At 69.0% G+C, this 23,548-nt stretch carries 23 protein-coding genes; 9 read left to right on the top strand and 14 right to left on the bottom strand.

Features of this window, described 5'->3' with window-relative positions; all coding sequences use genetic code 11:
• Window positions 1-28: 28 nt before the first annotated feature.
• From flgF to flgB, 5 genes are all read right to left on the bottom strand, one after another.
• A complete protein-coding gene (flgF, locus tag H3H55_RS16310; RefSeq protein ID WP_129513170.1) occupies window positions 29-787 on the bottom strand; it encodes a flagellar basal-body rod protein FlgF in 759 nt (252 codons plus the stop codon).
• Between the two features lie 20 nt (window positions 788-807).
• On the bottom strand, window positions 808-2,049 hold the full coding sequence (gene flgE / locus H3H55_RS16315; protein WP_193099346.1) for a flagellar hook protein FlgE: 1,242 nt from the start codon (window positions 2,047-2,049) through the stop codon (window positions 808-810).
• A gap of 27 nt (window positions 2,050-2,076) precedes the next feature.
• Window positions 2,077-2,838, bottom strand: a complete 762-nt coding sequence (gene flgD, locus H3H55_RS16320; protein WP_193099347.1) for a flagellar hook assembly protein FlgD — start codon at window positions 2,836-2,838, stop codon at window positions 2,077-2,079.
• 64 nt (window positions 2,839-2,902) lie between these two features.
• Window positions 2,903-3,328: a flagellar basal body rod protein FlgC gene (flgC, locus tag H3H55_RS16325; protein ID WP_006485701.1), complete on the bottom strand. Its 426-nt coding sequence runs from the start codon at window positions 3,326-3,328 to the stop codon at window positions 2,903-2,905.
• An 84-nt stretch (window positions 3,329-3,412) separates the two neighbouring features.
• A complete protein-coding gene (gene flgB, locus H3H55_RS16330; protein WP_129513173.1) occupies window positions 3,413-3,901 on the bottom strand; it encodes a flagellar basal body rod protein FlgB in 489 nt (162 codons plus the stop codon).
• A 204-nt stretch (window positions 3,902-4,105) separates the two neighbouring features.
• Here flgB and flgA point away from each other — a divergent pair, with 204 nt between their 5' ends.
• The 4 genes from flgA to H3H55_RS16350 all read left to right on the top strand — a co-directional run bounded on the left by flgA (window position 4,106) and on the right by H3H55_RS16350 (window position 7,831).
• Complete coding sequence (gene flgA, locus H3H55_RS16335; RefSeq protein ID WP_193099348.1) at window positions 4,106-5,356, top strand: flagellar basal body P-ring formation chaperone FlgA; 1,251 nt, start codon at window positions 4,106-4,108, stop codon at window positions 5,354-5,356.
• Between the two features lie 118 nt (window positions 5,357-5,474).
• The gene (flgM, locus tag H3H55_RS16340) at window positions 5,475-5,801 is read left to right on the top strand and encodes a flagellar biosynthesis anti-sigma factor FlgM (protein WP_193099349.1); all 327 of its coding nucleotides are present in this window, start codon (window positions 5,475-5,477) and stop codon (window positions 5,799-5,801) included.
• Between the two features lie 76 nt (window positions 5,802-5,877).
• A complete protein-coding gene (locus tag H3H55_RS16345; RefSeq protein ID WP_034208608.1) occupies window positions 5,878-6,318 on the top strand; it encodes a flagella synthesis protein FlgN in 441 nt (146 codons plus the stop codon).
• Window positions 6,319-6,487: 169 nt separating this feature from the next.
• Window positions 6,488-7,831, top strand: a complete 1,344-nt coding sequence (locus H3H55_RS16350; RefSeq protein ID WP_193099350.1) for an SGNH/GDSL hydrolase family protein — start codon at window positions 6,488-6,490, stop codon at window positions 7,829-7,831.
• An 89-nt stretch (window positions 7,832-7,920) separates the two neighbouring features.
• On the opposite strand, the gene H3H55_RS16355 is transcribed toward H3H55_RS16350, so the two are convergent.
• Window positions 7,921-9,771: a M24 family metallopeptidase gene (locus H3H55_RS16355; RefSeq protein ID WP_193099351.1), complete on the bottom strand. Its 1,851-nt coding sequence runs from the start codon at window positions 9,769-9,771 to the stop codon at window positions 7,921-7,923.
• Between the two features lie 430 nt (window positions 9,772-10,201).
• Between H3H55_RS16355 and H3H55_RS16360 the strand changes: the two genes are divergently transcribed.
• Window positions 10,202-10,987: a helix-turn-helix domain-containing protein gene (locus tag H3H55_RS16360; RefSeq protein WP_193099352.1), complete on the top strand. Its 786-nt coding sequence runs from the start codon at window positions 10,202-10,204 to the stop codon at window positions 10,985-10,987.
• Window positions 10,988-11,017: 30 nt separating this feature from the next.
• Here H3H55_RS16360 and H3H55_RS16365 read toward each other — a convergent pair whose 3' ends face one another.
• From H3H55_RS16365 to H3H55_RS16380, 4 genes are all read right to left on the bottom strand, one after another.
• Window positions 11,018-12,259, bottom strand: a complete 1,242-nt coding sequence (locus tag H3H55_RS16365; RefSeq protein WP_193099353.1) for a multifunctional CCA addition/repair protein — start codon at window positions 12,257-12,259, stop codon at window positions 11,018-11,020.
• A complete protein-coding gene (locus tag H3H55_RS16370; RefSeq protein WP_193099354.1) occupies window positions 12,256-12,903 on the bottom strand; it encodes a glutathione S-transferase family protein in 648 nt (215 codons plus the stop codon). The genes H3H55_RS16365 and H3H55_RS16370 overlap by 4 nt, the downstream gene beginning before the upstream one ends.
• 62 nt (window positions 12,904-12,965) lie before the next feature.
• Window positions 12,966-13,928, bottom strand: coding sequence for a complex I NDUFA9 subunit family protein (locus H3H55_RS16375; RefSeq protein WP_193099355.1), 963 nt, complete (start codon window positions 13,926-13,928; stop codon window positions 12,966-12,968).
• 59 nt (window positions 13,929-13,987) lie between these two features.
• Window positions 13,988-15,940 (bottom strand): lytic transglycosylase domain-containing protein, encoded by a 1,953-nt coding sequence (locus H3H55_RS16380; protein ID WP_193099356.1) that lies wholly within the window; start codon window positions 15,938-15,940, stop codon window positions 13,988-13,990.
• Between the two features lie 8 nt (window positions 15,941-15,948).
• On the opposite strand from H3H55_RS16380, the gene H3H55_RS16385 reads away from it, so the two are divergent.
• Window positions 15,949-16,557, top strand: a complete 609-nt coding sequence (locus H3H55_RS16385; RefSeq protein WP_193099357.1) for a 5-formyltetrahydrofolate cyclo-ligase — start codon at window positions 15,949-15,951, stop codon at window positions 16,555-16,557.
• A gap of 74 nt (window positions 16,558-16,631) precedes the next feature.
• Here the strand turns inward: H3H55_RS16385 and H3H55_RS16390 are convergent, their stop codons facing one another.
• On the bottom strand, window positions 16,632-17,144 hold the full coding sequence (locus tag H3H55_RS16390) for a winged helix DNA-binding protein (protein ID WP_129513184.1): 513 nt from the start codon (window positions 17,142-17,144) through the stop codon (window positions 16,632-16,634).
• A gap of 148 nt (window positions 17,145-17,292) precedes the next feature.
• On the opposite strand from H3H55_RS16390, the gene pxpB reads away from it, so the two are divergent.
• From pxpB to pxpA, 3 genes are read left to right on the top strand one after another with little or no spacing between them, the layout of a single operon-like run.
• Window positions 17,293-17,949 (top strand): 5-oxoprolinase subunit PxpB, encoded by a 657-nt coding sequence (gene pxpB / locus H3H55_RS16395; protein ID WP_193099358.1) that lies wholly within the window; start codon window positions 17,293-17,295, stop codon window positions 17,947-17,949.
• On the top strand, window positions 17,946-19,013 hold the full coding sequence (locus tag H3H55_RS16400; RefSeq protein ID WP_129513186.1) for a biotin-dependent carboxyltransferase family protein: 1,068 nt from the start codon (window positions 17,946-17,948) through the stop codon (window positions 19,011-19,013). Before pxpB ends, H3H55_RS16400 begins: the two co-directional genes overlap by 4 nt.
• Before the next feature lie 55 nt (window positions 19,014-19,068).
• Window positions 19,069-19,833, top strand: a complete 765-nt coding sequence (pxpA, locus tag H3H55_RS16405) for a 5-oxoprolinase subunit PxpA (protein WP_034190296.1) — start codon at window positions 19,069-19,071, stop codon at window positions 19,831-19,833.
• A 567-nt stretch (window positions 19,834-20,400) separates the two neighbouring features.
• Here pxpA and H3H55_RS16410 read toward each other — a convergent pair.
• Genes H3H55_RS16410 through H3H55_RS16420 form a run of 3 tightly spaced genes read right to left on the bottom strand, consistent with a single transcriptional unit; the run spans window position 20,401 to window position 23,547 of the window.
• The gene (locus tag H3H55_RS16410; RefSeq protein WP_193099359.1) at window positions 20,401-21,546 is read right to left on the bottom strand and encodes a TraB/GumN family protein; all 1,146 of its coding nucleotides are present in this window, start codon (window positions 21,544-21,546) and stop codon (window positions 20,401-20,403) included.
• Window positions 21,539-22,552 carry a peptide ABC transporter ATP-binding protein gene (locus tag H3H55_RS16415; RefSeq protein ID WP_129513189.1) on the bottom strand — a complete coding sequence of 338 codons (1,014 nt, stop codon included), beginning with the start codon at window positions 22,550-22,552 and terminating at the stop codon, window positions 21,539-21,541. Before H3H55_RS16415 ends, H3H55_RS16410 begins: the two co-directional genes overlap by 8 nt.
• Window positions 22,549-23,547 (bottom strand): ABC transporter ATP-binding protein, encoded by a 999-nt coding sequence (locus H3H55_RS16420; RefSeq protein ID WP_193099360.1) that lies wholly within the window; start codon window positions 23,545-23,547, stop codon window positions 22,549-22,551. The genes H3H55_RS16415 and H3H55_RS16420 overlap by 4 nt, the downstream gene beginning before the upstream one ends.
• Window position 23,548: the final 1 nt, after the last annotated feature.

Below are 23,548 nucleotides of genomic sequence, written 5' to 3' on the forward strand. Positions count from 1 at the left end.
GGTCTCCTGCGTGGGCTGGCGCGGACGCTCAGCTGAAGTTGAGCAGCTGGTTCGCCGACTGCTCGTTCTGGTCGGCCGTCTGGATCAGCTTCTGCTGAAGCTGGAACGCACGCGCGTTGTCGATCATCGCGACCATCGCGGTCACCGGGTTGACGTTGCTGCCTTCGAGCGAATTCGGCGTGACGACCACGTTCGCGTCGGCGTCGGCCGGATTGCCGTCGGCGGTGCGGAACAAGCCGTCGTTGCCGCGCGTGAGCGTGGCCGGATCGGGATTGACGAGCTTCATCTGGTCGACGATCGCGACCGCCGTCGGCGGGTCGCCCGGCATCAGCGCGGAAACGGTGCCGTCCTTGCCGATCGTCACTTCCGCATTCGGCGGCACCGAGATCGGGCCGCCGTTGCCGATCACCGGCAGGTTGCTCGCGTTGACGAGCTGGCCGTTCTCGTCGACGTGCAGGTTGCCGGCGCGCGTGTACGCCTCGCTGCCGTCGGCCGTCTGCACCGACAGCCAGCCCGCGCCCTGCACGGCGACGTCGAGCGGATTGCCGGTGCGCGTGATCGGACCCGGCGCGAAATCCGCGCCGGGCGTCGACGCGAGCACGTAGGTGCGCGTCGTCGTCGGGTCGCTCGTGCTGCCGTCGCCGAAATTCATCGGCACCGCGCGATACGTCGCGAGCTGCGCGCGAAAACCCGTCGTCGACGCGTTCGCGAGGTTGTTCGCGACGGTCGCCTGCTGGTCGAGCGACTGCGACGCGCCCGTCATCGCCGTGTAGATCAGTCGGTCCATGGCTGCCCGTTATCCCTGGGTTACAGGTTGATGAGCGTCTGGTCGACGGTCTGCTGCGTCTTGATCGTCTGCGCGTTCGCCTGGTAGTTGCGTTGCGCGGTGATCAGGTTCACGAGCTGCGACGTGAGGTCGACGTTCGAGTTCTCCAGCGCGCTGCCCTGCAGCGTGCCGTGGTTCGTGCTGCCCGGCGCGGAGACCTGCGGCACGCCCGATGACGCGGACTCCGCATACTGGTTGCCGCCGAGGTTCACCAGCCCGTTCGGGTTGTTGAAGTTCGCGAGCGCGATCTGGCCGAGCACGGCGGTCTGGCCGTTCGAGTAGTTGCCGGTCAGTTTGCCGTCGGTGCCGATCGTGTAGGTCGTCAGCGTGCCGCTCGCGTAACCGTCCTGCGCGAGGTTGTTCACGCCGTCCTTGCCGCCGTACTGCGTCGTGCCGGTCAGGTCGAGCGTGAGGCCCTGCGGCGTCGCCGAGCCGTCGGTGTTCGGCACGGTGAACTGGAACTGGCCGAGCGACGCGGTCGGCGTGGCCGGGTTGCCGGTCGTCGTGCTCTGGATCGCGCCCGACGAGTTGAACGTGACCGTGCCGAGATCGGTCGTCGCGCCGCCCTGGACGCCCGCGTAGGTTTCCCACGTGCCGGCCGCCGACTTCACGAAGTACATGTTGACCGCCTGCGAACCGCCGAGCGAGTCGTACACCTGGATCGACGTCGAGTAGTTGTACGTCGTGTTGTCGGTCGCGCTGAACGGCGTCTTGGCCGGCACCGTGTCCTGCGAGTTCAGGTTGAACTGACCGGTGATCTTGGTCGTGGCGGTCGGCGCGATGTTGTTGGTCGGCGCCTGCAGCGGCACGGTCTGCGCGGTGTTGATCACGCCTGCCCCGTTGGCCGCGTAGCCCATCAGGTTGCGGCCTTGCGAGTCGATGATGTAGCCGTTCTTGTCGCGCTGGAACGTGCCGTCGCGCGAGTACGTCGTCACGCCGTTGTTCGACATCTGGAAGAAGCCGTTGCCGTTGATCGCGACGTCGAGCGACGAGCTCGTTGTATTGATCGTGCCCTGGCCGAAGTTCTGCTCCACCGAGTTCAGCGCCGTGCCGATGCCGATCTGCGTGTTGACCGACGTCGCGACCGAGTTCGCGTACATGTCGGCGAACTGCGCGGTGCTCGACTTGAAGCCGACCGTGTTCGCGTTCGCGATGTTGTTGCCGATCACGTCGAGCGCGTTCGATGCGCCGGCGAGGCCGCTCAGACCCTGTTGATAACCCATTTCGGTCTCCGTTTCGAGAAAGCTCGATCAGTTGGTGGCGGTGCCGCCGGACGAGGAAGAGGACGACGCGGACGACGTCGTGTTCGGGAAAATCGACGCGACCTGGCTGAGCCCCACCGTCGTTCCGTTCGACAGCACGAGCCCCGCGGTGCCGTCCGCCTGCTTGATCACGCTCTGCACCGTCGAGGCCGCGAGCGTCGTGGCGGGCTGCGGCGTGCCGTTGCTGTCGGTGTACGACGCGCTGACGGTGTACTTGCCGTCCGGCAGCGCGTTGCCGGCCGCGTCGGTCGGCGTCCAGTTGAACGGCACGGTGCCGGCCGACTGCGCGCCCGCGTTGATCGTGTTCACGACGGTGCCCGCCGAGTTCTTCACGGTGATCGTCAGGTTCGACACCGAGCTCGCCAGCGACACGCCGAACGGCGACGCCGCGCCACTCTTCACCGCGACGGCGTTGCCCGGCGCGAGCACGTTCGTGCCGATCAGCATCGCGGCCTGCGTCTGCTGGCCGGCCGTCAGCTGCGTCGACAGCGACGTGAGCGACGTGTTCAGCTGCGCGATGCCGCTCACCGTGTTGATCTGCGCGAGCTGCGAGGTCATCTGCGAGCTGTCGACCGGGCTGGTCGGATCCTGGTTCTGCAGCTGCGTGACCAGCAGCTTCAGGAACGTCGCCTGCAGGTCGCTCGCGGACGTGCCGTTGGTCGACGACACGTTGTTGGTGTTCATCGTGTCGGTCGGCAAGGTCGACACGTTCGTGCCGTTGCTGCCGATCGTCGTGTTGGAGGAGGTCATCCTGGCTAGCCTTCTGTCGGAACTATCGGAACTGTCGGGTCGGTAAGATCGGGCGGCGCGCGGCTTACGAGCCGATCGTCAGCGTCTTGAGCATCAGCGTCTTCGCGGTGTTCAGCGTCTCGACGTTGGCCTGGTACGAGCGCGACGCCGAGATCATGTTCACCATCTCCTGCACCGGATCGACGTTCGGCATCTGCACGTAGCCGTTCGCGTCGGCGGCCGGATTCGCCGGGTCGTAGGTCGACTTCATCGGCGACGGGTCGTCCATCACCTTCGTCACGCGCACGCCGCCCACGCCCTGGCCGGACGCGGTGCGTGCGCCGCCCATCGGGTCGGTCGCGAACACGACCTGCTTGGCCTTGTACGGCTTGCCGTCGGGGCCGGTGGCGCTGTCGGCGTTCGCGAGGTTCGACGCGGTGACGTTCAGGCGCTGCGATTGCGCGGACAGCGCCGAACCGGCGACGCCGAAGATGTTCATCAACGAAGGCATGGAGGCTCCTGGTGCGTGTGCGTGTGCGTGTGCGTGTGCGTGTGCGTGTGCGTGTGCTTGTGCTCGGGTTCGGAAGCGGCGCGCTTACGAGTTCGTCGTGATCGCGGCGATCATCGCCTTGATCTGCTGGGTCATCACGGTCATCCCGGTTTCGTAGTGCAGCGCGTTGTTCGCGAACTGCACGCGCTCGACGTCGAGATCGACCGTGTTGCCGTCGAGCGACGGCTGCAGCGGCATCCGGTACTGCGCGCGGCCGTAGTCGTCCGCCGGGCCGCCGGTCGGGATCAGCTTCGCCGTGCCGGCCATGTGACCCTGCGCCGTCGACACCATCGACATGCCGCTCGTCACGCCGGCCGGCTGCGTCATCGGCAGTTGCCCGGCGTTGCTCGGCGCGAGGCCGCCGTTCGTCGACTTCAGCGAGCGCGCGAGCGTCGACGCGAAATCGACGTCGCGGGCCTGGTAGCCCGGCGTGTCGGCGTTCGCGATGTTCGACGACAGCAGTTCCTGCCGGTAGGCGCGCACGTCGAGCGCCTGTCGGCCGAACGCGAATTCCGCATCGAGTTTGTCCAGCATGTGTGCGTCTCTCCGTATGAAGCGCTGCACGCCCCTCGCGCCGGATGGCGACCCGAGAGGCTTTTTTCCATGACAGCGATGGTAGGCGTCGCACGCAACCGGCAATCGGGCGAATAACGCGGCAAAGCCCCCCTCTATTCATCGTTTGCGCGACGGCCCCGCTCCCTAGAATGCGAAGCGGAGCAACAGATCGAGGACACGGCGATGACTGGCAGCGCACTTCGCGGCAGCAACGGGCGGCTCACGCACGTCCGGCGTGCGTTTGCGCTCGCCGCGGCGCTGTGGATCGCCGTGCCGGCCGCGCACGCGGACGACGGGATGATCGTGATTCCCGGACGCGGCGAGACGGCCGAAACGGCGCTCGCGCACGCCAACGCGGCGAGCGGCGGGCAGTTCGGCGGGAATGCGGGGATGGGTTCGGGTCCGGGCATCGCGCCGGATGCCGGGCGCGCGGCGGCGGGCGCGGGTGGGTCGGCCGGTGTGGCCGGTGCTGCCGCGGCCGGCTACGCGGCGCAACCGTCCGGCGCGATGGTCGTGACGACCGTCCCGCCGCCGGCTTCCGTGCCGGCCCCGGCACCTGCGCCGGTCTACGCAGCCGCACGCGCGAAGCCCGCCTACGGCACGCCGCGCGCCACCGATCCCAACGCCATCGCGACGGTCGTCGCCGGTACGGCCGAGCCCGCATCGAATCCCGCGCGGCCGACGCCGCAGGCAAGCGCCGCGCGCATGGCGGCGGCCCGCGCCGCGCCAGCCGCGCCGGCGCCGCGCACGGCGGCGGTGGCCGCCAACCCGGCCCAGGCGGCCCCCGCGGCCCAGCCCGCGACGCCGCCCGGCCAGCAGGACCCTGAAGCGCTCCGCCGCGCGGCCCTCACGTTCCTGCAGCAGCAGATCGCCGGCCTGCCCGGCAAGACCACCGCGACGGTCACGACCGCCTTCCCGCGCGGGCTCGCCGCGTGCACGACGCTCGAACCGTTCATGCCGACCGGCGCGCGCCTGTGGGGCCGCACGACGGTCGGCGTGCGCTGCGCGGGCGAGCGGCCGTGGACCGTCTACCTGCAGGCGAAGGTCACCGTACAGGCCACCTATTACGTCGCCGCGCGCCAGATCGCGCCCGGCGAGCCGCTGAGCGCGGCCGACCTGGTCGCACGCGACGGCGACCTGACGGTGCTGCCGCTCGCGGTGATCACCGATCCGGCGCAGGCGATCGGCTCGACCGCGCTCGCGCGCATCTCGGCCGGGCTGCCGCTGCGGCAGGACATGCTGAAGAGCGCGGCGTCGGTGTCGGCCGGCCAGACGGTGCGGGTCGTCGCGGCCGGGCCCGGTTTCACGATTTCGGCCGAGGGCAGCGTGCTCGCGAATGCAGCGCCCGGCCAGTCGGTGCGGGTGCGAATGGCGGCGGGCCAGATCGTCACGGCGATCGTCAAGGACGCCGGCACCGTGGAAATTCCGCTATAGGGACGGATATCGCCGCAAGATTGCAAAGAATTGTTTATTCGGAGAATTTCGGGCTCACGATGCTAAAGTTCGGGCCGACCCGGCCGTTATCTGGGTCATACCGTACAGGAACCCCATCGTGAAGATCGATTCCACTCCGAACCCGAGCCCTCTCGCGCCGACCGGCAACGGCGCGACCCGTGCGCAATCCGGCGCGACCCCGTCGTCCGCGCAGGCGGCCGACGCAGGCACGACCGGCGGCGACACGAACGTGAATCTGTCGGGGCTGTCCGGCCAGTTGCGCTCGGTATCCGCGTCCGGCGGCGCCGATATCGACACGGGCCTGGTCCAGTCGATCAAGGACGCGCTGAACAACGGCACGCTGACGATCGACGCGAACAAGATTGCCGACGGCGTATTGAATACCGCCCGCGAGTTGCTGCAGCAGCAGCGCCCGGGCAGCTGAGCCGGCCGCCTCGCGGCCGGTCCCCCGGTTTGCCGGCGCGCCGCACCCCGCGCACCGGCGCGACGAGCATGACGCGATGAGAGAAGAGCTGCTGGCCACGGTCAACGACGAACACGCGACGGTCGAGGCGTTCGCGTCCCTGCTCGTCTACGAGGAAAAGGCGCTGACGACGGCCGAGCCGCTCGAGATGCTGCCCGGGATCGTCGAGAAGAAAAGCGCGCTGATCGACCGGCTCGCGCAGCTCGAACGCACGCGCGACACGCAGCTTTCCGCGCTCGGCTTTCCGGCCGGCAAGAAAGGGATGGACCAGGCCGCCGAGCGCGATGCGCGCCTCGCCGGCCGCTGGCAACTGCTGCAACAGGCCGCCGAACGCGCGCGCCAGGCCAACGCGAACAACGGCATGCTGATCCGAATCCGGATGGACTACAACGAGCGCGCCCTCGCGGTGCTGCGCTCGGCACCCGCACCGGCCGGCGTCTACGGCCCCGACGGGCGCGTGTCGGCGCTGACGCGCTGACGCCCCGCGGCGGCCCGCAGTCCGGTCCGCCGCCGCCTCACCCGCCTTACCCGCTTCACCCCGAATTCCGCTTCGACAGACCGGGCTCCAGCCCGGCACAACCGTCCCCCCGATACGCGGCAGCGCAGCCGCGCGGCCTGATCCAACAACAACCGATCGGAGGGCATCGATGCATCATTCCCGTTTTGAATCCGCACGCCGTCAGGCCGCCGTCGCCACGCTCGGCGCCGCGCTGACCTTCACCGCGTCGCTCGCGCTGGGCGCCCCGACCCCGCTGCCGACGCCGACCGGCGACATGTCGCTGTCGCCGGCCGGCCCGCTCGCGGCGCCGGCCTCCGCACCGCCCGGCAGGGCGCCGCGCGCCGCATCGCGCGGCAGCGACACCTACACCTACCTGCGCTGCTGGTACCGGATCAGCGACGATCCGCTCAAGCCCGAGGCGACCTACGAGTGGGCGCGCGATCCGTCGGGCGGCGACTGGTATCGCGTGCCCGGCTACTGGTGGGCGGACGGCATCACGCAGTGGAAGAACATGTTCTACAGCGCGACGACGCAGGACACGCTCGCCGACGTCTGCCGCCAGACGCTCGCCGCGCGCGGCATCCGCGCGAACCTGACGCAGGCGGTCGCGGCCAACAACGCGCTGTCGTTCAATTACACGGTCTGGACGATCGACGCCGCGCAGCAGGACGCGCGGGTCAACAAGCTGATCGTGTTCGGCGACAGCCTGTCCGACACGCAGAACATGTTCAACGCGAGCCAGTGGAAGCTGCCGAACGGCACGAGCTGGCACGCCGGCCGCTTCAGCAACGGGCCGGTGTGGGCCGAATACGTCGCGAACGCGCTGCGGCTGCCGTTCTACAACTGGGCAATCGGCGGCGCGGCGACCGACCAGCACCTCGTCGTGCCGGGCCTGGTGCAGGAGGTCGACTCGTGGCGTGAATACATGGATCGCGCGCCGAACTACCGGCCCGCCAATACGCTGTTCGTGGTGTTCGCGGGCGGCAACGATCTGGTGAACTACGGCCGCACGCCCGAGCAGGCGGCGAACGCGGTGCGCGACAGTCTCGAGCGGCTCGCCGCGGCTGGTGCGACGCGCATCCTGCTCGTCACGCTGCCGGACGTGTCGCGCGCGCCGGTGTTCGCGACGCGCACCGACACCGCCAGCGTCGCCGCGCAGGTCAAGGACTACAACCAGCGGCTCGCCGACGCGGCCGCCGCCGTCCGGGCCCGATACGGCGCAACGCTGCGGCTCGAGGTGTTCGATGCGTACGCGCCGTTCGACGATCTGCTGAGCCGCCCCGCGCAATACGGCTTCGACGATTCGAAGCGCTCGTGCCTCGACATCCCGAAGCCGTCGTCGCTCACCTATATGGCCGCGCAGACGCCGCGCGCGGACTGCCGCGACCCGGCGCGCTTCGTGTTCTGGGACACGCTGCACCCGACGACGCGCACGCACGCGTGGCTCGCCGAGCGGATCACGCCGTTCGTGCGCGCGCGGTTGCTGGACTGAAATGGAGCCGGATCCTGATCCGGCTCTGATGACCGGTCATCGATGACCGGGGAAAAGCGGGCGGCCGACGCCGCCCGCGCCGGCGCCGCTTACAGCAGCGGGCACGCCGTCACCTGCGTGCCGCGCTCCGCGCACAGCCGCTCGTAGTCGCGCAGGTACGCGCGCTCGTCGTCGTTCAGCAGGTCGAGATCGATCAGGTCCCAGTCGTAGCCGACCGTCACGATGTTCTCGAACGTCACCGTGTCCGGCTGCGTTTCGTCCGGCCGGATGATCACGATGTTCTCGATCCGCACGCCGCCCTTGCCCTGCACGTAGATGCCCGGCTCGACCGAGATCACCGCGTTCGGCACCAGCCCGTACTTCGCGCCCGGCGCGAACCGCACGCCGCCCTCGTGCACGTGAATGCCGACGCCGTGACCGGTGCCGTGACCGAAATCGTGGCCGTGGTCGAGGCACACCTGCCGCACGACCGCATCGACGTCGCCGCCCGTCGCCGTGCTCGGAAAGCGCGTGACGAGCCCCTTGATGCAGGCCTTCAGCGCGACCGTGTAGATCTCGCGCTGCCACGGCTGCGCGACCGTATCCGCATGCGTCCGGCGCAGCACGACGCGCGTGCAGTCCGTCGCGAAGCCGGCTTCGTAGTACGCGCCGCTATCGAGCAGCACGAGCTCGCCTTCCGTCAGCTCGACGTCGGCGCTCGCCGCCGTGTAATGCGCGAACGCGCTGTTCGCGCCGTTCGCCGCGATCGACGGAAACGTCAGCGCCACCGCCGAGCGCGCGCCGTACGCGTCGTTGATCGTGCGCGCCAGGTCGTATTCGGTGTGGCGTGCGCCCGGCTCGCCGGTCTTCGCCCAGCGCATCGTCTCGGCGATCGCCGCGGAACTGCGCGCGAACGCGTCGCGGAACCGGTCGAGCACCGCCGGCGTCTTGGCGGCCCGCATCGCCTCGATCGGGTTGAAGTCGGCATGCCGCGCCTGCGGCCACACGCGGCTCACCGCGTCGACGAGCGCGCAGTTCACCGATTCGAAGCCGTAGCACACGTGATCGACTGCAAACTGCGCGAGAAAGCGCTCGAGCGCCGCGACATCGCGCCGGATCACGTGCAGCGCCGGATACGATTCGAGCGTGACGTCGCAGCGGTCGCAGCCTTCCGGCAGGAACAGCGCGACCTGCCCGCCGACCGCGAACAGGAAGCCGAGGTGCGACGACGCGTTCGGGATGTGATAACCGCGGCTGTTCAGCAGGTACGCGAGATCGTCCGACGCGCACGAGAAGAACGCGGTCTTGCCGTCGGCCGCGCCGGTATGCGCGGCGAGCTTGCGGCTCAGCGTGTCGAGGTTCTGCGCGACGCTCAGGCCGGTCATCGATTCCGGCAGTTCGAAAATCGGCCGTTCGACGACCCAGCCCGGCAGCGCGATCGCGCGGTCGATCTCGCGCTCGGCGAAGCTCGTCCAGTCCAGCCCCGCGGCCTGCGCCTGCTCGAACAACCGGTCGCGCTGCGCGACGCTGACCCGCAGCGCGTCGTAGCCGACCCGGGCGAGCCGGCTTGCGTGCGCGACCAGCCAGTCGGCCAGCGCCTGCCAGATCGTCACGCCCATCCCGAGCTTCTCGATGCGCACGCGTGCCGGATCGCACTGCTGGTCCGCCTGAAAGTGATAACGGCCGTCAACGAACAGCACGAACGGCGGCACGCCGAGCGCCTGCGCGGTCGCCGCGCTCAGGAAGATCCCGCAGCCGGCCGAGCCGTCGAAGCCCGACAGCGCGTAGCGCGGGTTGTTGCTGCGCGGCAGGTATTCGGTGACGTATTCGTCCTGCGACGTGACCACCACCGCGTCGAGCCGCGCGGCGTCGAGCAGGCGCGCCAGGCCGGCCTGCGTGTCGGCGACGGACGCGTCGTACGGGGGAAGGCCGGAGAAGTTGTATTGCAGTCGATCGATCATCGGATCCCCACGTTATTCATTGTTGTCGGCGGTCGGCGGTGCGACGCGGCGGGGCGCACGCCTGAAACGGGCGTGACGCGACACGGCGCCGCTGCGCGGACGACGCGCGGCACTGCACGTCGCCGGGCCGCCGGGCTGTGCCAGCGGCAGGTCCGCGGAAATTTTTGTCTCACTTAACTTTTTTTGATGCGCGCGACAGAATCTAGAGCAGGCGGAAATTGAGGTCAAGCTAAAATTTTCGTAGGACTAAAATCGGCGACACGGTGCCGCAGGCCCGCGCAACGCGGCTTCGCGCGCCCGAACCGCGCGGTACAATGCGCCGGCATCGGCGTCCCGACGGCCGTGCTTCGTGCGATTCGCGGAACCCAACTTCCCGGCGACTGCACCGCCCCTCCGCTCGCCTCCCGACTCGTTGCCACGAAAGAGATTCATGGATTCAGACATCATGCGTATCGGCCAGCGCATTCGCCGCCTGCGCCGGGAAGCAAAGAAGACGCTGCTGGAAGTCGCGACCGAAGCGAAGCTGTCGGTCGGGTTCCTGTCCCAGGTCGAGCGCCATCTCACGGGCATCTCCCTGTCGTCGCTCGTCAACGTCGCGAAAGCGCTGGACGTGCCGCTCGGCGCGCTGATCGACCAGCCGCGCCAGGCGCAACCCGATTCGCACGCGGGCAGCCGCGAGCCGTACGCGGTCGACAGCACGTCGCAGTGGTACGAACGCCTCTCCACCACGTTCGACGGCAGCCTGATCAACGCGGTGAAGGTGCGGATGATGGAAGGCTACCGCTCGGAATGGGTGTCGCACGGCGGCGACGAGTTCGTGTACGTGCTGACCGGCCGCATCTGCTACACGGTCGGCAAGAAGGATTACCCGCTGTCGCCCGGCGACTCGTTGCACTTCGACGCGCGCAAGCGGCATCGCGTCGCCAACGTGGGCGACGGGCCCGCCGAGCTGATCGCGGTCGGCACGCTGCCGCTGTTCGACGACAGCTGCGCGGAATTCGTCTCCGCGACGATGGAAATCAGGCAGCCCGCGCCGGGCGAGCCGCGCGTGAGCCGCCGCGAGCCGGCGCCGAAACGCGAGCGCGACGCCGACGCGGCACGGCCGGCCAGCACGGTGGAAAAAAAGAAGGTATCGGCGAAGCCGCGCGCCGCCGCCGGCAAACGCCCGGCCGCCGCCACCCCGGCCCGCAAGGCGGCCACGCGCAAGAAGTCGTAACGGCGGCTTGCGGGCGCGCGCCGCCCGTCCTTATTCGCCGATCTCGAGCGCCTGCGCGACGGCCTGGATCCGCGCGCGATGCACGGCATCCTTGATCTTCTCCGTATCGGTGCCGATGCCGCGCGCGATTGCGCCGGCATCGACGCTGCGCGCGGCCGCGAGCGCCACGCGCAGCCGCTCGGCCTGCGGATACGGCTGCGTGTCGAGCCCGAGCCGCCCGCGCGCATCCGATTCGCAGGCCTGCAGCATCTCGGCGAAACGCGCGGGCTTGCGCAACGCGTCGCTGCGCTCGAACAGCCGCACCAGCGCGGCCGCGCCCATCTCCATCACGCGATGCAGGTTGCCGTGCTCGCGCGCGACCACCAGCGCGAGATCGCGGCATTCGTTCGGCACGCGCAGCCGCTCGCACAACGGCTTGAGCAGGTCGACGCTGCGGCCTTCGTGGCCGACGTGGCGTGGCAGCACGTCCGCGGGCGTCGTCGCCTTGCCGAGATCGTGCGTGAGCGCCGCGAAGCGCACCGGCAGCGAATAACCCTGCTTCGCCGCATAGTCGACCACCATCATCACGTGCACGCCCGTGTCGACTTCCGGGTGGTAGTCGGCGCGCTGCGGCACGCCCCACAGCGCATCGACTTCGGGCAGGATGCGCGCGAGCGCGCCGCACTCGCGCAGCACCGCGAACATCCGCGACGGCTTCGCCTCCATCAGCCCGCGCGCGATTTCCTGCCACACACGTTCGGGCACCAGCGCGTCGACCTCGCCCGCGTCGACCATCCGGTGCATCAGCGCGAGCGTTTCGTCCGCGACCGTGAAATCCGCGAACCGCGCGGCGAAGCGCGCAATGCGCAGGATCCGCACCGGATCCTCGACGAACGCGTCGCTCACGTGCCGGAACACGCGCGCACGCAGGTCGGCCTGCCCGTCGAACGGATCGATCACGGGCCCGACCAGCACGCCCTCCGGGCTCACCTCGCGCGCCATCGCGTTGATCGTCAGGTCGCGCCGCGCGAGATCCTCGTCGAGCGTCACGTCCGGCGCGTAATGGAACTGGAAGCCGTGATAGCCGGCCGCCGTCTTGCGCTCGGTGCGCGCCAGCGCGTACTCCTCCTGCGTCTGCGGATGCAGGAACACCGGGAAATCCTTGCCGACCGGCCGGAAACCCTGCGCGGCCATCTGCTCGGGCGTCGCGCCCACCACCACGTAGTCGCGGTCCTGCACGGGCACGCCGAGCAATTCGTCGCGGATCGCACCGCCTACCGCATAGATGTTCATCGCGTCGGCTCGTAGTCGGCGATCACGGTCGTTTCGCGGCGCGCCGCGTCGATCCAGCGCTGGACGGCCGGCAGCGCCGTCACGCGTGCCGCGTAACCGGCCGCTTCCGGCGACAGGCCCGGCGCGTACGTGTTGAAGCGCATCACGACGGGCGCGTACATCGCATCGGCGATCCCGAATTCGCCGAACAGGAACGGCCCGCCCGACGCTTCGAGGCATGCGCTCCACAGCGCATCGATGCGCGCGACATCGGCGAGCGCGTCGGGCGTCGCGCCGCGCCCCGGCATCGACGCGCGCACGTTCATCCCCATTTGCGTACGCAGCGCCGCGAAGCCCGCGTGCATCTCGGCCGCGACGCAGCGCGCATGCGCGCGCTCCAGCGGGTCGGCCGGCCACATCGGGAACTGCGGATAGCGTTCGGCGAGCGTCTCGGCGATCGCGAGCGAATCCCAGATCGCGACGCCGTGGTCGTCGACCAGGCACGGCACCTTGCCGGACGGCGAATACTCGAGGATGCGCGCGGTCGTGTCGTCGCGACGCAGCTCGACCGCGATCTCGTCGAACGGGATGCCGAAATGCGTGAGCAGCAGCCACGGACGCATCGACCACGACGAGTAGTTCTTGTCTCCAATGACGAGTTTCATGACGGTGTTCCGGAAAACGCGAAGGTGAAAAAAGCGGTGCCGAACGACGGCACCGGGCAGGCCTAGTGGCGACGCGAGCGGAACCAGTCGAACCGGGACCGCTGCGTGGCGTTGCCGAGATAGGCGGGCGCGATGCTTTCGAGACTCGCAGGCGAGATCCCGAGTTCCGGCGCGAGCGGCCCCGACAGCACGTTCGGCACCGACATCGACGCGAGATTGTCGCGCGTGATCACGGGCTCGCCGGGCAGGCATTCGAACACGCTGGCCTGCAGCCGCGCGAGCGCGTCGGGCAGCCGCACGATGCGCGCCTGCCGGCCGACCAGCGTGCCGCAATAACGCACCAGTTGCTCGAGCGTATAGACGGTCGGGCCGCCGAGCTCGTAGGTCTTGCCGTGCGCGGCCGCGAGATCGAGTGTGTTGACGAACGCGCGCACGACGTCGCCGACGAACACGGGCTGAAATTGCGCATCGGGCATCGCGAGCGGCAGCACCGGCACCGTGCGCTGCAGCTTCGCGAACGTATTGAGGAACGCGTCGCCGGGGCCGAACACGACCGACGGGCGGAAGATCGTCAGCGCGAGCGAATCGGTCGCCGCGATCGCATGCAGCGCCGCTTCGCCGTCGCCCTTCGAGCGCTGGTACATGCTCGCGCCGCGCGAATCGGCGCCGAGCGCGCTCATGTGCAGCAGGCGCCGCACGCCGACCTCGGTGCAGGCGCTCGCGAGCGCGGCCGGCAGCGCGACGTGCGCGCGCTCGAAGCCGGGCCCATACGGCGTGCCGCGGCCGCCGTGCAGCACGCCGACGAGATTGATCGCCGCGTGCGCACCGGCGACGAAGCGGGCGAGCGTGCGCGTGTCGAGCGCCTCGAGCTCGACGATCTCGACCGGCAGCATCTGCAGGTGGCGCGCGTGGTCGCGCCGCCGCGTGCCGATCCGTACCTGCTTGCCGGCGTCGATCAGCGCATTGACGAGCCGGCTGCCGATGAAGCCGGTGCCGCCCAGCAGCGCGACGGTCTGGCGATCCATATGTTCGGGACCTCAAAAGAACACTGCCGCGTCTCGCGCGGCAGTGTGAAGATTGCGGATCAGGGCGAGATCATGCCTAGACGTTTCTTCAGCGACTGCGGTTTGCCCTCGAAGAGCGCCGCGTAGTAGACGGTATTCGACAGCACGTTCTTCACGTAGTCGCGCGTCTCGTTGAACGGAATCGTCTCCGCGAAGATCGCGCCTTCGACCGGCTGCGTCAACACCTGGCGCCACTGGCGCGGCCGGCCCGGGCCCGCGTTGTAGCCGGCGGTGGCCAGCACCGGCGAGCTGTCGAAGTTATTGTAGATGTCCGACAGATACCAGGTGCCGAGCTGGATGTTGGTATCGATGTCGTGCATCTGCGCGCGCGTGATCGCGCCCATGCCGAGCTTCTTCGCGACCATCTGGGCGGTGGCCGGCATCAGCTGCATCAGGCCGCCCGCGCCCACCGACGAACGCGCGCTCGTGATGAAGCGCGACTCCTGGCGGATCAGCCCGTACGCCCATTCGACGTCGAGGCCCGTCGATTGCGCATAGCGCTCGACGATGTTGCGGTACGGCGACGGGTAGCGCAGCGTGAAGTCGTGCTCGGCCTTCGTGCGGTCGGCCGTGTTGACCGTGCGGTCGAGCAGCTCGACGCGCTTGCCGTACTCGGCGGCCGCGAGCAGCTGGCGATCGGTCATCCCGCGCAGCGGCCAGTTCCATTCGCGGTTGCCTTCGAGGCGCAGGTTCAGCGCGTAGAAGCGCTGCGCGAGCGCGAAGCCCGGAATCTTGCTCATCGCGTCGATCTCGGCGTCGCTCACCTTCGTGCGCGGCGGGATCGTCGTGCGCTGGCCGAGTTCTTCGCCGGCGAGCTGCCCGTAGAAGTTGAACTGGCCCGCGACCTGCTCGAATTCCTGGTTCGCCTGCAGCGTGTCGCCGCTCTGCTTGAGCGCGCGCGCATGCCAGTAGATCCACGCCGGATCGTCGCGCAGCGACGGCGGCATCTGCTCGATCGACCAGCGCACCATCGGCCAGTTGCCGGCGAGCAGCGCGGCGCGCGTGCGCCATTCGTAGCCCGGGTTCGACAGCGGTGCATTCGCGGATTTCGCATACCAGACCGACGCGAGCGGCGAGCGCTTGATCGCGCCCTGGTAGCCGATCGCACCCCACGCGATCGCCTGCTCCTGCTTCGTGAGCGAGCCGGCGACCGACGTCAGCATCCCGGCGGCTGCGTCCGGATCGTTGCGCGCCATGCGGCCGAGCGCGATCAGCGCGAGCTGGTGCGACACCGCGTCGGGGCCGACGCCGCGCGCGAGGTACAGCGGCGGCGCGCTCGTCGCCTGGTCGAAGCCGACCGGGCGCGGGCCGAGCGCGTCGACGATCTTGCCGCCGAGCGTCGTGTAGTTCTGTTCGTACGCGAGACGCGCCTGCTGCCACACGTCGTCGTTCGTGAACTGCTGGTTGACCGTGAGCGCGGTGATCAGGTCGACGCACGCGTCGCCATAGTTCTTCGGCTCGACGAGCAGCGCGCGCGCCGCCTCGGCGACGTTCTCGCCGCGCGCCGCGCGCGATTCGAGCGCGTAGCACTTGACCTGCGTGTCGTCGTCGAGCACGAAGCGCTTGTATTGATCGTCGAAGCTGCGCCAGTCGTGGCGCGCGCCGAGCACGAGCAGGTAATCGTTACGCAGGCGGTCGGCGATCGCCTGGCCGTCGTAGCGCTGCAGGAACGACTGCACGGGCGCGTCCGGCGCATCGACGCGCGCGCGGCCCGTCGAATCGAACAGCTGCGGCTTGATCTGGAAATACTCGACGTAGGACGGTACCGGATAGTTCGGGATCATCGACGCGAGCTGCGCGGCTTTCGCCGCGTCGTTGCGGCGCGCGGCTTCGCGAAGCTGCACGAAGGTCTGGTCATCCCCGGCGACCGTGTCGTCGCCCGGTGCCGCGCACGCGGTCGTGCCCGCGACGAGCGCGGCGGCGGAAAGCGTCAGCGCGACCGCGCGATATACTCGAAAAAGGCTGTTCGACATCGTTTTGAATGGAGCACGAATTGAGCGAAAGCATAGCACGCAACCCTGTGCCGAACCCGAAGGTTGCGCTGCGCAAAACGCTGTCCGGCGCGCGCCGCGACGCCGCGTCGCAACCCGCCGCGAACGCCGCGCTCGACGCGCGGCTGCGCACGCTGCTCGAACGGCTCGCGCCGCGCACGGTGGGGTTCTACTGGCCGCTGCCGGGCGAATTCGATGCGCGCGACGCGGTGCTCGCGTGGTGCGCGGCGGGCGCCGGCCGGCGCGCCGCGCTGCCGGTGATCGGCGAGCGGCACGCGCCGCTCGCGTTCCATGCATGGGATGCGCACACGCCGATGCGCGAAGGTCATCACCGGATTCCGGAACCGACGTCGGGAATCGACGTCGTGCCCGACCTGTTGCTGATTCCCTGTGTGGGATTCGATCCGCAGCGCTACCGGCTCGGCTACGGCGGCGGCTACTACGACCGCACGCTCGCCGCATGGCCGGGCGACGCGCTGCCCGTGACGGTCGGCATCGCCTATGAAGCGTGCCGCGTCGATGCGCTGCCGGCCGAAGCGCACGATCTCGCGCTGCGCTGGATCGTGACCGACGGCGCGCTCTACCCGGCCGCCGGATGACGCGGCGCGGCGCGCCACGGTCGTCGCCGCACGCCCGTCAGCGCCTGGCCGCGCGCAATGATTTCCGCAATCGTTTACAGCGACGCCGCCGCGCGCGCGGCCGTGTCGTACAGGCCCGATGCGTGGCGCAGCAACTGCGCCGCGTCGCCGATCTGCGCGTTGGTGAGCCCGCTGTCCTTCAGCGTCTCGATCAGGCAGTGCTCGCGCACCTCGCGATACTTCAGGCACAGTTCGCGGCCCGCGTCGGTCGCGAAGAAGAACACTTCCTTGCCGCTCTTCTCGCTCTTCACATAGCCGCGGGCGATCAGTTTTTTCAGCGCATAGGTCGCGACGTGCGTATCCTCGATATTGAGCACGAAGCAGATGTCGGCGAGCTTCTTCTTGCGTTCGCGATGGCTGACGTGGTGCAGCAGCGATACCTCGACCGCCGTCATGTCCTTCGCGCCGGCTGCCGACATGCAGCGCACCATCCAGCGATTGAACGCGTTGCCGGCCATGATGAGCCCGTATTCGAGCTCCGACAGCTCCGCGCTCGAATCGGAAACGAGGTGTTCGGATGACACGATCTTGGTCGGAGGACGCTTCATGGAAGGGCGGCGCAAGCAGGATGTCAGGGTTTGCCGAGTGTACGTCAGAAGCCCGGGTATACGGGCTAGGCGAAAACGCTTATTGGGAAGTTATCGATATCTTATTGACAATGTGCGCTAACATTGCCGTCCGAACCGTGCCAGTCCGATGACGCAACCCCGCATTTATCCGCTCGGCGATGCCGCCCTCGTCTGTGAGGTGCCGCCGCCCGCCACGCTCGATTGCCAGCGCCGCGTCTGGGCCGTTGCCGAGGCCGCGCGCGCGTGGCCCGACGTGATCGACGTCGTGCCGGGCATGAACAACCTGACCATCGTCTTCGACCCGCTCGCCGCGACGGCCGCGTCGCTCACGCCGGCGCTGCGCGACGCGTGGGAAACCGCCGACGTCGAGCACGCCGACGGCCGCGACGTCGAGATCCCGGTCGAGTACGGCGGCGCAGCCGGCCCCGACCTACCGGCCGTCGCCGCGCACACTGGCCTGTCGGCCGACGAGGTCGTCGCGCGCCATGTTGCCGGCGAATACGTCGTGTTCTTCGTCGGCTTCCAGCCGGGCTTCGCGTATCTGGGCGGCCTCGATACGTCGCTGCACACGCCGCGCCGCGCGGCGCCGCGTCTCGAGGTGCCGGCCGGCTCGGTCGGCATCGGCGGCGCGCAGACGGGCATCTACCCGGCCACGTCCCCCGGCGGCTGGCAACTGATCGGCCGCACGTCGCACGTGCTGTTCGATCCGACGCGACCGCAGCCGACGCTGCTGCTGCCCGGCGACCGGGTCCGCTTCACCATTGCGGGAGTCGACGCACGATGACCCAGAGCAACGCACCGGGCACCATCGAAGTGTTGCGGGCCGGCCCGCTGTCGACCGTGCAGGATCTTGGGCGCCGCGGCGCGCGCCATCTCGGCGTCGCGCAGGGCGGCGCGCTCGACGGCCTCGCGCTCGAGGTCGGCAACCGGCTCGTCGGCAACCGCCCCGACGCGGCGGCCGTCGAGATCACGATCGGCCCGGCCGCCTTCCGCTTCACGCGGGCCACCCGCATCGCGATCACCGGCACCGAGTTCGGCGCGACGCTCGACGGCGAACGCGTGTATTCGTGGTGGAGCCTGCCGGTCGACGCCGGTCAGACGCTCGTGCTGCCAGCCGCGAAACGCGGGATGCGCGGTTATCTGTGCATCGCGGGCGGCATCGACGTGCTGCCGATGCTCGGCTCGCGCAGCACCGATCTCGCGTCGCGCTTCGGCGGCCTCGGCGGCCGCACGCTGCGCGACGGCGATCGGCTCCCGGTCGGTGTGCCGCCGGCCGGCGCGGGCTGCCTTGCGGCCGATGCGCCCGAATTCGGCGTGAAGGCGCCCGCGTGGTGCGCGTTCGTGCGCATCGACGAGCCGCCGCGCCGGCACCGCCCCGCGCATGCGCCGTGGGCGATGCCCGTGCGCGTGCTGCCGGGCCCCGACTACGCGTCGTTCGCGGCCGATTCGCAGCAGGCGTTCTGGGACGAGGAATGGCTCGTCACCGCGAACAGCAACCGGATGGGCTATCGCCTCGCCGGCGCGGAGCTCGTGCGCGAGCGGCCGGTCGAGCTGCTGTCGCACGCGGTGCTGCCCGGCACGATCCAGGTGCCGCCGAACGGCCAGCCGATCGTGCTGATGCACGACGCGCAGACCACCGGCGGCTACCCGAAGATCGGCACGGTGATCCGCGCCGATCTGTGGAAGCTTGCGCAGGCGCGGCTCAACCTGCCGATCCGCTTCGTGCGCACGACACCCGACGCCGCGCGCGCCGCCCTGACTGCAGAACGTGCCTATCTGCGGCAGATCGACGTCGCGATCGACATGCGCGAGGAAGCGCGCCGCCGCGCGCAATCGCGCGCAGCGTGACAATGGCGGAAGCAGTACGAAAGACGCGCCACGCAATTTGTGGACGAGGAACATCATGGAAATCGATCTGAATGCCGATCTCGGCGAAGGATGCGGATCGGACGAGGCGCTGCTCGACCTCGTCACGTCGGCGAACATCGCATGCGGGTGGCATGCAGGCGGCGCGAATGCGATGCGCGACTGCGTGCGCTGGGCCGTGCAGAAGGGCGTGTCGATCGGCGCGCACCCGAGCTTTCACGATCCGGAGAATTTCGGCCGCAAGGAAATGCAGCTGCCGGCCGGCGACATCTATGCCGGCGTGCTGTACCAGCTCGGCGCGCTGTCGGCGATCGCGCAGGCCGAAGGCGGGCGCATCGCGCACGTGAAGCCGCACGGCGCGCTGTACAACCAGGCCGCGCGCGACCCGATGATCGCCGATGCGGTGGTGTCCGCGATCCACGATTTCGATCCGTCGCTCGCGGTGTTCGGGCTCGCGAACAGCGTGTTCGTCGCGGCCGCGCGGCATGCGGGGCTCGCCGCGGTGGAGGAAGTGTTCGCCGATCGCGGCTACCGGGCGGACGGCTCGCTCGTGCCGCGCAGCCAGCCCGGCGCGCTGATCGACGATGAAGACGCGGTGCTCGCGCGCACGCTCGACATGGTGCGCAACCGGCAGGTGCGTGCACTGAGCGGCGAATGGGTGCCGCTCAATGCGCAGACCGTCTGCCTGCACGGCGACGGACCGCACGCGTTGGCGTTCGCGAAGCGGATTCGGGCGGCGCTCGAGGCAGCCGGTGTCGACGTGGTGGCGCCGGGTGCGCTGCAGGCGGACGAAGGCGCGTGACACGTATCCGCGGTATCGCGCGCAATGCGTGATGCCGTCGCCCAAAAGAAAAAAGCGCCCTCGTGGCGCTTTTCCGTTGGTGCAATCGCTGCGGCTTCGCCGTCTGTCGATTCACCCCCCGAAACCGTCTTTCGACGGTGACCGGAAAAATCTTCCGGATTAAAAAACGTCCGCCGCCGCCCGATTCACTGCTTACCCCGGTTGGACGACGGAGCGTTGCTTATTCGCAAGTCGGCCTGCATGCCTTGTTGTTGTCCGACGATGATTGGCCCCGCCGTACATGCAGACACTTTCCGCGGCCGGCACGTGTGCACCACGTGCCGGCAACGCGCTCACCCCGCGCTTTCTTTTCTGCTACCCCGTAGAACTTTTTCTATTCTTTTCATTTTTTCAACTTGTGGATCGAAGAATAGATATTGGCAGAACGGGATGTCAATCGTTTGAAACGCTATTTTCCGACGAATCGAGGGTTTTCCTTATCGAATGGCACGCCCATACAGGCGTTTGACGCGATCCGGACGGCGTCGATCAAACAGGGGAGGATCGATTCGGGCGCGACGGCGATGTTCAGTTCGCGTCGACGCTGTAACCTTGTTGACGCAACAATTCGAGCACGCCGCGCGGGCCGCCCAGATGCAGCGCGCCGATCGCGACGAACAGCGGCCGGTTCGGCGCGGCGATTGCGGTCATCCGTGCAACGAAGCGCCGGTTGCGCTCGTACACGATCTTGTTGTCGATCGACGCTGACAACGCCTTCGAACGCGCGAGCCGCTCGGTCTTCGCGACCGCCCATGCGGAGATCGCATCGGCGTCGCCAATTCGCCACAGCCGGTGCAGCGACTTGATGTCGTCGGCGTTCTGCGCGGGTGTCTGCACCATGTCCTGCGCGAGCATCTCGCGCTGCTCGGCCAGCGTGAGCCCGGTGAACGCGCGCATCTGTTCGGCGAGCGTCTCGAGCCCGATCACGCGGCCGCCCTTCTTCTTCAGGAACACGTTCTGCAGCTGCGCCTCGGTGCCGTATTCGGTCTGCAGGCCGGCCGACAGCGAATCGTAGGTCTCGACGACGAGCGCCGCGAGCCACGGCCGCATCTTGCGGATCTCGGCGAGCGCGGCCGGGTTGCCGTGCAGGCGCGCCGCGAGCCGCAGCCACAGCGGCTCCGGCAGCAGGCGCTGCAGGCACGGGTAGCGACAGATGCCGTACTTCGACACGTCGTCCTGCGATTCGAGCAGATCGTCCGGCGACAGCTCGAGCGCGAGCGTCGGCGACGCGGCGAGCGCCGCGAGGATGCGCGGCCGGAACGGTTGCGCGCTCGGGTAATCGGACGGGTCGCCCGTGTGCAGCGTGCCGAGCACGTAGAGCGTGACCTTGCCCTTGGTCGCGACGTAGAACGGCATGCGCGCGGGCTGCACGCGCACCGTGCCGCGCGCGACCGTGCCGTCCGACACGGCAGGCGCGTGGAAGCCCGGCAGGCTCATGCCGGGCGGCGGGACTTGCGACGGATGAATCGGCGAGGTGGCCGGCGCGCGCCCTTCGGCGCGCGCGGACTCGACGGGAACCACGAAGCCGGCCACCACGCACGCGCCGGCCAGCGCCGCGCCCGTGACGGTACGCACGCCCCAGCGGCGTGCGTGGCGGTACGCGCGCATCACGCGCGCACTGCCAGCCCCCGAACGGCGCACGCCGGACGCGCGCGCCGCCAACGCTTCAGGCATTCGCCTCCCCTACCTCCTCGGCGCGATGGCAGGCCACGCGCCGGCCGTCGACGTCGCGCAGTTGCGGCTCCTCGGCGCGGCAGCGCTCGACCGCGTACGGGCAGCGCTGATGGAACGCGCAGCCCGACGGCGGATTGAGCGGCGACGGCAGCTCGCCCTGCAGCTTGATCTGCACGCGGCGGTCTTCCTCGAAGATCGCCGGCGTCGCCGACATCAGCGCACGCGTGTACGGATGGCGCGGCCGCGCGTAGATCGTCGCCTTGTCGCCGAGCTCGGCGACACTGCCGAAGTACATCACCATCACGTCGTCCGCGACGTGCTCGACCACCGACAGGTTGTGCGAGATGAACACGTAGCTCGTCTTGAACTGCTCCTGCAGATCCATGAACAGGTTCAGGATCTGCGCCTGGATCGACACGTCGAGCGCGGACACCGGCTCGTCCGCGACGACGATCCGCGGATCGAGGATCATCGCCCGCGCGATCGCGACACGCTGCCGCTGGCCGCCCGAGAACATGTGCGGATAACGCTTCGCGTGCTCGGGCCGCAGGCCGACCGTGCGCATGATCTGCGCGACGCGCTGCGCGCGCTCGGCGGCCGTCAGGTTCGCGTTGATCTCGAGCGGCTCGGCGAGCGTCTGCTCGACGGTCTTGCGCGGGTTGAGCGACGCGAACGGGTTCTGGAACACCATCTGCACGCGGCGGCGCAGGTCGGCGACCCGGTGGCGGTCCGCGCCCGCGACGTCCTTGCCGTCGATCGACAGGTGGCCGGACGTCGGCGTCTCGATCATCGTCAGCTGCCGCGCGAGCGTCGACTTCCCGCAACCGGATTCGCCGACGACGGCGAGCGTCTTGCCGCGCTTGAGCGAAAACGACACGCCGTTGAGCGCCTTCACCGTGCCCTGGCCGAACATGCCGCGTTTCACCGAGTAGTGTTTCGCGAGCTGGTCGGCGACCAGGACGACGTCCTCGTCGTGCGGCGCGCTCGTTTCGTGGACTGCGTTCATCGCGCGCCTCCCGTCAGGTCGAGGTTGGAAACATTGAGCGGCTTGATGCAGCGCGCGCGCATCGCATCGTTGCCGGACACCAGCGTATCGAGCGCCGGCCGCGCCTTGCGGCAATCGTCGACGACATACTTGCAGCGCGGCGCGAACAGGCACCCGGACGGGCGATCATCGCGGCCGGGCACCATGCCGGGCAATGCGGCAAGGCGACGCGCCCCCTTATTGTGCTCGGGAATCGCCGCGAGCAGCGCTTCCGTGTACGGATGATGCGGCGCGCGGAAGATCTCGGGCACGCTGTTGGTCTCGATGATCTCGCCGGCGTACATCACCGCGACGCGCTGCGCGACCTCCGACACCACGGCCAGGTCGTGCGAGATCAGCACGAGCGCCATCCCGCGCTCCTTCTGCAGCTTCACGAGCAGATCCATGATCTGCGCCTGGATCGTCACGTCGAGCGCGGTGGTCGGCTCGTCGGCGATCAGCAGCTTCGGGTTGCACGCGACGGCCATCGCGATCATCACGCGCTGGTTCATCCCGCCCGACATCTGGTGCGGGAACGACGTGATGCGGTTCTTCGCATCGGGAATGCCGACCTGGTCGAGCAGCTCGAGCGCGCGCCGGTTCAGCGCGTCGCCGCGCAGGCCTTCGTGCAGCTTCAGCACTTCCTTGATCTGGTAGCCGACCGTGTAGCTCGGATTCAGGCTCGTCAGCGCGTCCTGGAACACCATCGCGATGTCCTTGCCGACGATCTTGCGGCGCGCCTTCGGCGATGCCTTCAGCAGGTCGACGCCGTCGAACGTGACCTCGTCGGCCGTCACCTTGCCCGGCGCGTCGATCAGGCCCATCAGCGCCATCATCGTCACGCTCTTGCCCGAGCCCGATTCGCCGACGACGCCCACCACCTCGCCCGGCGCGATCGACATGTTGATCCGGTCGACGGCGGGCAGGCCGTTGAAGTTCACCGCGAGATTGCGGATGGTCAGAAGATTGTTGCTCATG

This window comes from Burkholderia sp. Z1, from assembly GCF_014893795.1.
GTDB classification, from domain to species: domain Bacteria; phylum Pseudomonadota; class Gammaproteobacteria; order Burkholderiales; family Burkholderiaceae; genus Burkholderia; species Burkholderia theae.

Bases quoted from the DNA above. Each gene is read 5' to 3' on its own strand.
- flgF (WP_129513170.1), bottom strand. From the start codon at position 787: ATGGACCGACTGATCTACACGGCGATGACGGGCGCGTCGCAGTCGCTC.
- flgE (WP_193099346.1), bottom strand. From the start codon at position 2,049: ATGGGTTATCAACAGGGTCTGAGCGGCCTCGCCGGCGCATCGAACGCG.
- flgD (WP_193099347.1), bottom strand. From the start codon at position 2,838: ATGACCTCCTCCAACACGACGATCGGCAGCAACGGCACGAACGTGTCG.
- flgC (WP_006485701.1), bottom strand. From the start codon at position 3,328: ATGCCTTCGTTGATGAACATCTTCGGCGTCGCCGGTTCGGCGCTGTCC.
- flgB (WP_129513173.1), bottom strand. From the start codon at position 3,901: ATGCTGGACAAACTCGATGCGGAATTCGCGTTCGGCCGACAGGCGCTC.
- flgA (WP_193099348.1), top strand. From the start codon at position 4,106: ATGACTGGCAGCGCACTTCGCGGCAGCAACGGGCGGCTCACGCACGTC.
- H3H55_RS16345 (WP_034208608.1), top strand. From the start codon at position 5,878: ATGAGAGAAGAGCTGCTGGCCACGGTCAACGACGAACACGCGACGGTC.
- H3H55_RS16350 (WP_193099350.1), top strand. From the start codon at position 6,488: ATGCATCATTCCCGTTTTGAATCCGCACGCCGTCAGGCCGCCGTCGCC.
- H3H55_RS16355 (WP_193099351.1), bottom strand. From the start codon at position 9,771: ATGATCGATCGACTGCAATACAACTTCTCCGGCCTTCCCCCGTACGAC.
- H3H55_RS16360 (WP_193099352.1), top strand. From the start codon at position 10,202: ATGGATTCAGACATCATGCGTATCGGCCAGCGCATTCGCCGCCTGCGC.
- H3H55_RS16365 (WP_193099353.1), bottom strand. From the start codon at position 12,259: ATGAACATCTATGCGGTAGGCGGTGCGATCCGCGACGAATTGCTCGGC.
- H3H55_RS16370 (WP_193099354.1), bottom strand. From the start codon at position 12,903: ATGAAACTCGTCATTGGAGACAAGAACTACTCGTCGTGGTCGATGCGT.
- H3H55_RS16375 (WP_193099355.1), bottom strand. From the start codon at position 13,928: ATGGATCGCCAGACCGTCGCGCTGCTGGGCGGCACCGGCTTCATCGGC.
- H3H55_RS16380 (WP_193099356.1), bottom strand. From the start codon at position 15,940: ATGTCGAACAGCCTTTTTCGAGTATATCGCGCGGTCGCGCTGACGCTT.
- H3H55_RS16385 (WP_193099357.1), top strand. From the start codon at position 15,949: ATGGAGCACGAATTGAGCGAAAGCATAGCACGCAACCCTGTGCCGAAC.
- H3H55_RS16390 (WP_129513184.1), bottom strand. From the start codon at position 17,144: ATGAAGCGTCCTCCGACCAAGATCGTGTCATCCGAACACCTCGTTTCC.
- pxpB (WP_193099358.1), top strand. From the start codon at position 17,293: ATGACGCAACCCCGCATTTATCCGCTCGGCGATGCCGCCCTCGTCTGT.
- H3H55_RS16400 (WP_129513186.1), top strand. From the start codon at position 17,946: ATGACCCAGAGCAACGCACCGGGCACCATCGAAGTGTTGCGGGCCGGC.
- pxpA (WP_034190296.1), top strand. From the start codon at position 19,069: ATGGAAATCGATCTGAATGCCGATCTCGGCGAAGGATGCGGATCGGAC.
- H3H55_RS16410 (WP_193099359.1), bottom strand. From the start codon at position 21,546: ATGCCTGAAGCGTTGGCGGCGCGCGCGTCCGGCGTGCGCCGTTCGGGG.
- H3H55_RS16415 (WP_129513189.1), bottom strand. From the start codon at position 22,552: ATGAACGCAGTCCACGAAACGAGCGCGCCGCACGACGAGGACGTCGTC.
- H3H55_RS16420 (WP_193099360.1), bottom strand. From the start codon at position 23,547: ATGAGCAACAATCTTCTGACCATCCGCAATCTCGCGGTGAACTTCAAC.